The organism is Aerococcus sp. HMSC10H05 (assembly GCF_001806975.1).
Taxonomy (GTDB): Bacteria; Bacillota; Bacilli; order Lactobacillales; family Aerococcaceae; genus Aerococcus; species Aerococcus viridans_B.
The window spans coordinates 1-10,932 of record NZ_KV786970.1; the positions used below are offsets into that span (position 1 = coordinate 1).

The window sequence follows — 10,932 nt, forward strand, 5'->3', positions numbered from 1 at the left end:
AGCACGAGCTACAGTATATAAGCCATCGCCTGATTTTACAGTATATGATTTACCTGTTGCAGAAGATCCAGTATTAGTGCTAGTTGAAGTAGACGCACTTGATGAAGTTGTCGCCTTACCAGCTGTAAATACTTTGCCTGGATGGATTAAATCAGATCCGCCATTTAAGCTACGTGCTTCTGTTAGTGTAATCCCTAGTTCACGAGCCACAGTGTATAAACCATCGCCAGCTTTTACAGTGTATGACTTACCTGTTGATGCAGAAGAGCCAGTATTAGTAGTTGCTCCAGCGCTTGTAGAATTAGATGATGAAGAGGAGCTAGTTTTTGCTACTGATAACACTTGTCCAGGGTGAATTAGGTTAGAAGTTAAACCATTTTGCGCTTTAACTTCTGCAACACTCACACCTAAAGCACGAGCTACAGTATATAGACCATCACCTGATTTCACAGTGTAAGATTTACCTGCAGTGCTAGTTGCAGTTTTACCTTGTGTTGACAAGTTAGTTGTTGAGCTAGCAACTGAAGCTGAAGACCCTACTGCTGAACCTGCGGCTGTATCATATTTTGTTAAACCATGCGTTGAAATTAAGTTATTTAATTTACCACCATAACGTGTATCGGTAGCATATGTACCTGTCAATGCAGCTGTTGCATCCTTATAAGATCTTGTATTAGATTTCCAAGTGCCCGCATAGAAATTAGCATCCCATGAAACACCATTTCTCATCTTATTTGCATAGTCAATTAAAGACTCACGGTAAGAAGGATAATCACGGAAAGAATCTCTAATTTGGTAATAATTACCCGAACCATCATCTTCAAGTGTATAGAACGTTACACCTTGGCCATTGTAGGTGCCTTTAATTCCAAATATGTTATAGTATGGCGCTGACGACAAGCCTGATGCGCCCCAGTTAGACTCTAAAATAGCTTGTGCAATCATCACTGATGCATATAAATCGTTATCATTAGCTAATTTATAAGCATCAGGAATAATGCTATCTAAGAAAGCATTATTCGTTGATGCAAATGTAACTGTTGTCCCTTCACTAGCATGTGCCGTTGGGATGTCCTTTTGAGCACCAAAACTTGATACAGCAAAGGCAGATCCTAGAACGATAGCCCCCAGTGTTGCTGATTTTTTGGAAATTGATGCGATGGTTTTACGCGATATTGCTTTATTTTCCTCCATTACCAATTTTACTCCCCCTTGTAATTTCTACATCGTCAAAAAAAAACAAACTTTCACAACCTAAATTCTATCTAAAATAATTTTATTAAGAAAGACTTAATTTATGTTGATGTAATTATTTAATATTTGTAATATAAACGTAATATAATTTGCTTGATTCCCCATAGTGAATTAAGCTAGAAGGATAGAAAGAAGGGATGACATGTTCCAAAATGTTGTTACGATAACCCATCAAATCATGAAAGAAAAGATTCAAAAAGGTGACCACGTACTAGATGCGACAGTCGGTAAAGGAAATGATACCCTATTGCTTTCCCAATTAGTAGAAGAAGACGGCATCGTTTACGGACTGGATATTCAAACACAAGCGATTGCATTAGCTGAAAAAAGGCTTTGTAATGAATCAAATTATAAAAATACAAAGTTGTTTGTTAAAGACCACAGTGAATTAAAACAAATATTACCAGAAGAGGAAAAATTACAATTAGCTATTTTTAATCTTGGCTATTTACCTAGTGGTGATAAGCAAATTATCACACAAGCAAATACCACTATTAAAGCTATTACCAGCGTTCTTGAACACCTAGATACTATGGGTTTATTGCTAGTTGCTTCTTACATAGGTCATCCAGGTGGAATGGCAGAATTTGAAGCAGTTCAATCTTACCTCGAAAAACTTGACCAAAAAAGTTATAATGTAGCTATGTTCAATTTTTTGAACCAAAAAAATCTACCTCCGCGATTGTTTATCGTTGAAAGGAGAAAATAATGGCATCAACTAAATCCATTCCTAGCACTAGAAATCGTCAACCGATCATTCCAGCAATTTTTCATTTGCTCCTTGCATGTCTTATTTCATTGCCTACTTATATGAACTTATATGCAGTAAGTACTATCAATTGGATGACTTTTCTACTATTAATTCTGTGGCAATTCTTACTTACCCAAGTGTATTTATTATTTTCTAAGCAAAAAGGACTAACTTTAATTAAAAATATGGTTGTATTAGCTATAGTAGAAGTCGCTTTAATTGCGATACTGTTCTTCAGTCCAGTTACAATTTTGGTAAAAGGATTACTATTCTTACAATGGTTACTTATTCACTTAGTCATTGGTACCCATAACCTTCTACCAATTTTGCCACCTCTATTTATTGCAATGGAAATGGTTATCATGCAAAATATTGTTGAAATGGCCAATGCACAGGTCTTATTAACAGGTCTAGGCTTTATCAACTTTCTCTTCTATTTGGCGGTATTTACTTGGTTATCAAGTCTATTTATCGAATACCGTTTAGAAGGTATAGAAATAGCTGGAAAAAAGTCAAATACATCGCGAATAATGAAATTGCTAGCCATTTTTGCAGTTATAAGCTTAATTATCGCAATCGCGCTAAGCTTTATGATTACAGATGGTATTAAAGGATCAAACATCGCATTAATAGTGATTTCTGTCATGATCATGGTTTACAGTCTTTTCCTTAAGAAAAACCAATAAAAACGCTTTATCCTAAAAAGACCCCACATCGAAAGGTTACATCAACCATTTCAATGTGGGTTTTATTTTTCATTATGATATTGTAAGACATTTCGAACTAACTACATAGCTTTAGGCTATCATTTGCTCCCGTTATGCTCCCTTTTTGGCATCGAATTTTAGACAAAAAAAGACGAGGTTTATAAACCCCGTCATATCAATCTTATTGGATTACGCTTTAACAACGTTAGCTGCTTGTGGTCCACGGTTTCCATCTTCGATTTCGAAAGAAACTTCTTGACCTTCTTCTAAAGTTTTGAAGCCTTCCCCTTGGATAGCTGTGAAATGAACGAATACGTCGTCCGCGCCATCACGTTCGATAAATCCAAAACCTTTTTCTGCGTTAAACCATTTAACTTTACCTTGTTCCATAATAATAGAATCCTCCTCGTGCACATGCACATATTTCTTCAGTAATTCTTGCACGGCTCGAGTAAAACTTTTAAGTGCTTAGCACTTTTAAAAATATATAACTTTTTACCTATCCAAAAATTCTTATTTCATTGTAGCACGAACCAATGCGATTAGCAATGATAAATTATAAGTAAAATAATTTTTATTATTCAAAAATACCATATTCTTGTAAACTAATGAAAGTATCGCCTCCAACAATAATATGATCCAACAGTTCTATCCCTATCAAATCTCCACCTTCTGCCAATCGTCTAGTAAAGTCAATATCTGCTTGAGACGGCGAGGGATTACCTGATGGATGATTATGTGCAACAATAATACGCGCTGCTGAAGACCGAACGCCCTCTTTAAATATCTCTCTTGGATGTGCGACAGAAGCATTCAATGAGCCGATAAATACAATCTTTTCTTTAACGATTTGATTTTTTGTATTTAAATATAGGGCCATCACATTTTCTTGTTGCAAGTCCTTTAACTTTTCAATACAGTATGCGCCTGCATCCTTAGTAGACATGATCACACCTAATTTTTCTTGATTTGATTGGTATAAACGACGACCAAATTCTATAGCTGCCTGAATTTCTACTGCTTTAGCTGGTCCCACGCCTGGTAATTGAATTAAGTCATGATACGAAGCTGTCCGTAAATCATATTTTGTACCAAAATGCTGGATAATTTTCATTGCTAATTGAATCGCATTCAAACTACGATTACCTGTCCTGAGCACAATTGCTAATAGTTCGTACATGGTTAAAGATTCAGCACCATGAGCCATTAAACGTTCTCGTGGTCTGATTTCTTCTGGTAATTCATGAATTGTTGTTTTGATTACTAATTGATTTTCATTCATCCTTTCACACCCTTCTACCATATTTATACGTAGAAAGGCATAAAAAGTGTCAATCTAATCTAGAACAATCCGGTAATCTCCCCATCTTTCTTAATATCCATGTCCATTGCTGCAGGATGTTTTGGTAAACCAGGCATGGTTAAGACATCTCCTGTTAAAGCGACGATAAAGCCTGCACCAATTTTTGGCACCAATTCACGTACTGTTACATCGAAGTCTTCAGGTCGTCCCAAGGCTTTTGGATCATCGGATAATGAGTATTGTGTTTTAGCCATACAGATAGGTAATTCGCCCCAACCATTCTTTTCAAATCGACGCATTTGATTTTGGGCTTTCTTAGTAAAGATTACGTCACGTCCACCATATACCTTTTGTACAATTGAACGAGCTTTTTCTTCCAACGTCGTGCCCTCATAAGCATACGTAGCTTGGAAGCTTTGATGATTGTCCTCTACTGCTTCTACTATAGCATCAGCTAAATCTAATCCACCTTGGCTACCATTTGCCCATACAGACGATTTTACGCACTTCACGCCAAGCGCTGCACATTTATCCATAACAACTTGTTCTTCAGCTTCTGTATCAGTGACAAATTCATTAATACACACAACTACTGGCACTTGGAAGTTTTGCATGGTTTCAATATGTTTTTGTAGATTCGAAAAACCAGTTGCTACTGCATCAACGTTTTCACCTTCATTTAGATCTTTCACGGCTACACCACCATGCATTTTCAATGAACGAATAGTAGCGACTACAACTACAGCATCCGGCGCTTTTCCAAGAACTGGTACCTTAATATCCATAAATTTCTCTGCACCTAAGTCAGCACCAAAACCAGCTTCAGTTACTACATAGTCAGCTAGTTTTAAAGCTGCGCGAGTTGCCACAACTGAATTACAACCATGGGCAATATTCGCAAAAGGGCCACCGTGTACAAAAGCTGGTGTATGTTCTAGGGTTTGCACCAGATTCGGTGCGATCGCATCTTTCATGATTAAGGTCAAAGCACCCTCAACGCCTAAATCAGCTACAGTAATAGGCTGACGACTACGATTCTCTCCAATCACAATCCGTGCGAAATGCGCTCGCATATCTTCTAAATCTGTCGCTAAACATAGGATAGCCATAATTTCTGAAGCTACAGTAATATCAAATCCATCTTGACGTGGGAAACCGTTACCTATACCGCCTAATGCTACAGTTACGTCACGCAAAGCTCTGTCATTTAAGTCAACAGCTCGTTTCCATGTTACCCGGCGAACATCGATATCTAATTCATTTCCTTGATGGATATGGTTATCAATTAAAGCAGATAATGCATTATTCGCAGTAGTGATTGCATGCATGTCTCCAGTAAAATGTAAGTTGATATCTTCCATTGGTTGAATTTGTGCATAACCACCACCAGCAGCACCGCCCTTAACGCCCATAGTAGGTCCCAAAGAAGGCTCACGTAAGGCAATCATTGTAGACTTACCACGTTTACTTAACGCGTCACCTAATCCAACTGTTGTCGTTGATTTCCCTTCACCCGCTGGTGTGGGATTAATAGCAGTCACCAAAATCAATTTGCCATCATTGTTCGTTTCAAGCTTTTCTAAGGTTTTTGCAGGTACTTTCGCCTTATATTTTCCATATAAATCGATATCGTCAGCATCAAAACCAATTTTTTTAGCAATTTCAGTTATTGGGGCTAATACATTCTGTTGCGCAATTTGAATATCTGTTAACATGACAAAACCTCTTTCTATGACTTTCATTTTTCTTATATTCTAGCATATTTACTCAGTTTCCTTTTGTTTTATCGAAAAAAATGCTGGTTTTCTGAGTGAACTAAGCTAATATAGTATGCTAGCAATCCGTCACTCACCCTTTTTGCCAAAAGAAAAAGACCGGTCCTCTATTGAACCAGTCAAATTGGATTAATCCATAAATGGTAACGCATCACCAAGACGACCGACTACGGCTAGAACACGATCATAAGTTTCGTCATCTGGCGCTACCAAATCAGGCACCATAATCACATCTAGCCCAGCTTGATAAGCCGCATTTACACCGTGGATAGAGTCTTCTAATACAATCGTTTCAGATTTATCCAGGTTAAAGTCAGCAACCACTTTTAAATAGATTTCTGGATCTGGCTTGGCATTTTCAACTTGGTCACCACCAAATACACCTTTGAAATATTTGCGAATACCAGTAGCTTCTAATAAATATTCCACCGTTTCAATATTCGTTGAAGAAGCTACGTAGCAATCTACATTTTTTGCTGCTAAAGTATCTAAAACTTTAATTAAATCGTCTTTTAAGTCTGGTGCTTTATCCTTGATAATCTCTAAATAACGTTTATCTTCACGAGCAAGTAACGCCTTAGCTTCTTCCATATCACCAATAGCTTCAGCATACATCTGTAGCGTTTCTTTCTCACCGACACCAACATATTTTAGGTAGTCATCCATAGTGAATGCGATGCCTAATGATTCGAATCCTTCTTTGTTTACTTGGGCATAAACTTTTTCTGTATCTAGCATTAACCCGTCCATATCAAAAATTACTGATGTTTTCATAGATATCCTCACTTTGTAGTTTTTCTCGCACTTCAGAGATAAAGTAGAACGATCCACAGAATACAACTACGGCATCTACATTTGCTGGTGCGGATTTCTTATAGTCATCATACCAATTATTCACAAATTTCGCATCTGTAGTGGCTAAATAATCGTTTTCTTTTGCTGCTTCTTCATAATCAAAAGTGGTCACAAATAAATCAATCGCTGAATGGTCTTGAAGATAATGGAGTGACGCATCTATTTCCTTGCGGTCCAAGCTTGAATAATAGATTATGATCCTTCTATCTGTAAAAGTAGTTGTCAATGCTTTCACTAATGCTTTTATTGCGGATATATTATGGGCGCCATCAATAAAGGTAGCTGGTTGCTTAGCGATTAATTCTAACCTACCAGGTAACGCTGTCGCTTGAATGGATGCAATCGCTGTTTGCATATTAAAATGCAATTGATTTTCTTTTGTAAAAGTTAAAAAAGCCGCGTAAGCTGTTCGCGCATTCCATTCTTGGTAAAAGCCAAGTTGTGGAGTAGCCATACGTGGTTGCATTTTATAAGAAATCAATTGCCCATGATATTTATCTACCTTCTCTTGAATAATGGCTAGGTATTCCGATTGAATCTCGCCAACTATCATGCTATCGCCCTCGTGCATAATTCCCGCTTTTTGATCGGTAATCTCATATTCATCCTTACCTAGACTAGGAATATGGTCTCGACCAATGGATGTAATCACCCGAATGGCATGTGGCAAAATATTCGTATAATCTTTTTTTCCACCGATACCCACTTCAATAATGAGTAAATCAACTGTTACTTGACCTGCATAGATAAAGAAAGCTAAGGTCAAAACCTCAAAATAAGACATAACTGGAATATTTAATGCTTCTATATGTTCTCGGACTGTATTCATTAATTGAATAAAAGCCTGTTCATCGATATTTTCTTTATTATGACGAATACGTTCAGTTAAGGTCACTAGATGTGGTGAAGTAAATAAGAGCGTTGAATAGCCATGATCTGCTGCCATTTGCTCAATATAACGACAAGTTGACCCTTTACCGTTGGTACCTGTGACATGGATAGCAGGCGTTTTAAGTTCTGGATGACCTAAACGATCAAGAACACTTTTTATTCTTGAAAAATCTTTTGGCGCCGCCTTGGTATACAATGCTAGCCATTGTTCGATTTGCGCCATATTGTGCATTAAAATAGTCAATTTTATGCCTCCACTTCTTCATTATCCTATTGCAGACTTATTCTAGCATGGAAAGTCTTTTCATAACGTTTTATTTTAGTCAATTGAACATTTTCAATTCTCCTATTTAAAAGAAGCCGACCGGTTTTATTCAGTCGACTTCTAAAACAAGTATATTTACTTCACTTAGCCTCGTAATTCAGCAATTCTTTCTTTAGTAGAAGCTAATTTTTCTTGGTAATCTTGACCTTTTTGACGTTCTTCTTCTACGACAGCTTCAGGAGCATTCGCCACAAAGCGTTCGTTAGATAGTTTCTTTTCAACCCGATCTACTTCAGATTGCCATTTGGCTAATTCTTTCTCTAAACGAGCAATTTCTTCTTCGATGTTAATGAATCCAGCTAACGGTAAGTAAATGTCACCACCATCAAAGAATAAGGTTACCGCTTGGTCTGGTGCTACTGCTGCAGTATCAATTGTAAAGCTTTCTGGGTTAGTAAAGCGATTAATGAAGGCAATATTGTCTTCAAGTGCTTGACCAATTTCAGCATTACGTGGTTTCGCAATAATTTCAATCGGTTTAGATAAAGCAACGTTTTGTTTGTTACGAGCATTACGAATCGCTTTAACCAGTGAAATGACATAGTTCATATCAGAAGCTGCTTTTGGATTAGATAAGTTTTCATCTACCGTTGGATATGCAGCTGTTACAATTGATGCTTCTTTATGTGGAATATGCGCCCAAATTTCTTCGGTTACAAATGGCATAATTGGATGCATCAAACGTAAAATATTGTTCAATGTGTAAGCTAGGACTGAACGAGTAGTTAACTTAGCTGCTTCGTCTTCACCTTGTAATGTTTCTTTTGCCATTTCGATATACCAATTACAGAATTCATCCCAGATAAAGTGGTATAGTGAACGACCTGCTTCACCAAATTCAAATTTATCAAAGTTTGTGGTTACTGAAGCAATGGTTTCGTTAAGACGAGTTAAAATCCATTGGTCTTTAATCTCAGTCACATTCGATAAATCAATGTCATCATAAGTTAAATCATCCAGGTTCATGATGGCATAACGAGAAGCATTCCAGATTTTATTAATAAAGTTCCAAGCCGCCTCAAGTTTTTCTTCGTTATAACGGATATCTTGACCAGGTGTTGAACCAGTCGCAAGGAACCAACGTAAAGCGTCCGCTCCATATTCATTGACAACATCCATTGGGTCAACCCCATTACCTAACGATTTAGACATCTTACGACCTTGGCTATCACGGATTAAACCATGGATCAACACATTCTTGAATGGGCGACGACCAGTGAATTCCAAACCTTGGAAAATCATACGGGCAACCCAGAAGAAAATGATGTCATAACCTGTTACCAATGTTGACGTTGGGTAGTAGCGTTTAAAGTCTTCTTGGTCTGTATCTGGCCAACCCATTGTTGAAAATGGCCATAAGGCAGATGAGAACCAAGTATCTAATACGTCTGGATCTTGTTCCCAGTTTTCGCTATCAGCTGGCGCTTCCATACCCACATACATTTCGCCAGTTTCTTTATGATACCATGCAGGAATTTGATGTCCCCACCATAATTGACGTGAGATAACCCAATCGTGGGCATTTTCCATCCAAGTTTTGAAGGTATTTTCAAAACGTGGCGGATAGAAATCAACACGGTCAGCTGTATTTTGATTATCTAGAGATTTATCTGCTAATGGACGCATTTTAACAAACCATTGTGTAGATAAACGAGGTTCAACAACAACCCCAGTACGCTCAGAATGTCCAACTGAATGGACCATTTCTTCTACACGAATTAAGAAGCCTTGTTCATCTAAAGCTGCCACAACAGCCTTACGTGCTTCTTCGCGGGTCATACCAGCAAATTCGCCAGCATTTTCATTCATTGTTGCATCGGCATTCATTACGTTGATCCGTGGTAAATTGTGACGGTTTCCTACTGCAAAGTCATTAGGATCATGAGCTGGTGTAATTTTTACGATACCTGTACCAAATTCACGATCTACGTAATCATCTGCAACAATTGGAATTTCACGGCCTACTAAAGGTAAGGTAATGGTTTTACCAACTAAGTGGGTGTAGCGGTCATCTTCCGGGTGAACGGCTACAGCAGTATCTCCAAGCATGGTCTCTGGACGTGTTGTTGCGATTTCTAATGATCCTGAACCATCTGTTAATGGATATGAAAGGTGGTAGAAAGCACCGTTATCATCAGAGTAAACGACTTCCATATCTGACAAAGCAGTTTGGGCTTTCGGATCCCAGTTGATGATATATTCACCGCGGTAAATCAAATCTTTATTGTACAAATCAACAAAGACTTTACGTACAGCCTTACTTAGACCATCATCTAAAGTAAAACGTTCACGTGAATAATCAACAGAGATACCCATTTTACCCCATTGTTGACGGATTGTTTCAGCATATTCTTCTTTCCATGCCCAAACTTGATCAATAAATTTTTCACGACCAAGGTCATAGCGAGAAATCCCTTCTTCAGCTAACTTCGCTTCAACCTTTGCTTGTGTAGCAATCCCCGCATGGTCCATACCTGGTAACCATAGTGTGTCATAACCTTGCATACGTTTTTGGCGGATGGACATATCCTGTAGCGTAACATCCCAAGCGTGCCCTAAATGTAATTTACCTGTTACGTTTGGAGGTGGGATAACGATAGAATATGGTTCAGCAGTTCTATCTTCATTAGGTTCAAATACACCAGACGCTACCCATTTATCATAGCGACCTTCTTCAACCGCATTCGGTTGATATTTAGTAGACATATTCGTCTCTTTCATGAAAACTTCCTTCTTTCTTATTTACTATTTTTGGCAAAATAAAAGCCCTATACTATAAACATCTATCGTTAGATCATTATAGTATAGGGCGCAAATTTCATTGCTCGGTACCACCTACATTTTTACTCCATTGTAAGAACATGATAACGGTATGCACCGAAGTAACGTGACATTTTGCCTACCATGCAACCATTATTGACTGTCTTACCTGTTCACACCAACCACAAGCTCGCTTAAAGACAAAACAATAAACCTCACAGCAATTACTTAAACTATTTGCATAGCCAATAATAGCACGGAAAAAAACAGAAAGCAAGAACAGGGTGCGAGCTTTGGCGCTCAGGCAGGTA

Annotated in this window: 9 protein-coding genes; 2 read left to right on the top strand and 7 right to left on the bottom strand. The window is 37.9% G+C overall.

Going from position 1 to position 10,932, the window contains the following annotated elements:
• Positions 1 to 1,194 (bottom strand): glucosaminidase domain-containing protein (locus HMPREF3116_RS03445; RefSeq protein WP_246819040.1); only part of this gene is annotated, 1,194 nt, incomplete at its 3' end.
• A gap of 202 nt (positions 1,195 to 1,396) precedes the next feature.
• Between HMPREF3116_RS03445 and HMPREF3116_RS03450 the strand changes: the two genes are divergently transcribed.
• Together HMPREF3116_RS03450 and HMPREF3116_RS03455 are read left to right on the top strand one after the other, a co-directional pair.
• Positions 1,397 to 1,963, top strand: coding sequence for a tRNA 5-(aminomethyl)-2-thiouridylate-methyltransferase MnmM (locus HMPREF3116_RS03450; protein WP_070467806.1), 567 nt, complete (start codon positions 1,397 to 1,399; stop codon positions 1,961 to 1,963).
• Positions 1,963 to 2,691, top strand: coding sequence for a hypothetical protein (locus HMPREF3116_RS03455; protein ID WP_070467807.1), 729 nt, complete (start codon positions 1,963 to 1,965; stop codon positions 2,689 to 2,691). Before HMPREF3116_RS03450 ends, HMPREF3116_RS03455 begins: the two co-directional genes overlap by 1 nt.
• A gap of 210 nt (positions 2,692 to 2,901) precedes the next feature.
• On the opposite strand, the gene cspD is transcribed toward HMPREF3116_RS03455, so the two are convergent.
• From cspD to HMPREF3116_RS03485, 6 genes are all read right to left on the bottom strand, one after another.
• Positions 2,902 to 3,102 (bottom strand): cold-shock protein CspD, encoded by a 201-nt coding sequence (gene cspD / locus HMPREF3116_RS03460; RefSeq protein ID WP_070467808.1) that lies wholly within the window; start codon positions 3,100 to 3,102, stop codon positions 2,902 to 2,904.
• 187 nt (positions 3,103 to 3,289) lie between these two features.
• Entirely contained in the window at positions 3,290 to 3,994 is a 705-nt protein-coding gene (gene radC / locus HMPREF3116_RS03465) for a RadC family protein (protein ID WP_070467809.1), read from the bottom strand.
• A 59-nt stretch (positions 3,995 to 4,053) separates the two neighbouring features.
• Positions 4,054 to 5,730 (bottom strand): formate--tetrahydrofolate ligase, encoded by a 1,677-nt coding sequence (locus tag HMPREF3116_RS03470; RefSeq protein ID WP_070467810.1) that lies wholly within the window; start codon positions 5,728 to 5,730, stop codon positions 4,054 to 4,056.
• A 189-nt stretch (positions 5,731 to 5,919) separates the two neighbouring features.
• Entirely contained in the window at positions 5,920 to 6,564 is a 645-nt protein-coding gene (locus tag HMPREF3116_RS03475) for an HAD family hydrolase (RefSeq protein WP_070467811.1), read from the bottom strand.
• Complete coding sequence (locus HMPREF3116_RS03480) at positions 6,542 to 7,780, bottom strand: bifunctional folylpolyglutamate synthase/dihydrofolate synthase (RefSeq protein WP_246819041.1); 1,239 nt, start codon at positions 7,778 to 7,780, stop codon at positions 6,542 to 6,544. Before HMPREF3116_RS03480 ends, HMPREF3116_RS03475 begins: the two co-directional genes overlap by 23 nt.
• 165 nt (positions 7,781 to 7,945) lie before the next feature.
• On the bottom strand, positions 7,946 to 10,582 hold the full coding sequence (locus HMPREF3116_RS03485) for a valine--tRNA ligase (protein ID WP_070467813.1): 2,637 nt from the start codon (positions 10,580 to 10,582) through the stop codon (positions 7,946 to 7,948).
• Between the last annotated feature and the right edge of the window lie 350 nt (positions 10,583 to 10,932).

Excerpts from the sequence above, each read along its gene's own strand:
- HMPREF3116_RS03450 (WP_070467806.1), top strand. The coding sequence starts at position 1,397 with ATGTTCCAAAATGTTGTTACGATAACCCATCAAATCATGAAAGAAAAG.
- HMPREF3116_RS03455 (WP_070467807.1), top strand. The coding sequence starts at position 1,963 with ATGGCATCAACTAAATCCATTCCTAGCACTAGAAATCGTCAACCGATC.
- cspD (WP_070467808.1), bottom strand. The coding sequence starts at position 3,102 with ATGGAACAAGGTAAAGTTAAATGGTTTAACGCAGAAAAAGGTTTTGGA.
- radC (WP_070467809.1), bottom strand. The coding sequence starts at position 3,994 with ATGAATGAAAATCAATTAGTAATCAAAACAACAATTCATGAATTACCA.
- HMPREF3116_RS03470 (WP_070467810.1), bottom strand. The coding sequence starts at position 5,730 with ATGTTAACAGATATTCAAATTGCGCAACAGAATGTATTAGCCCCAATA.
- HMPREF3116_RS03475 (WP_070467811.1), bottom strand. The coding sequence starts at position 6,564 with ATGAAAACATCAGTAATTTTTGATATGGACGGGTTAATGCTAGATACA.
- HMPREF3116_RS03485 (WP_070467813.1), bottom strand. The coding sequence starts at position 10,582 with ATGAAAGAGACGAATATGTCTACTAAATATCAACCGAATGCGGTTGAA.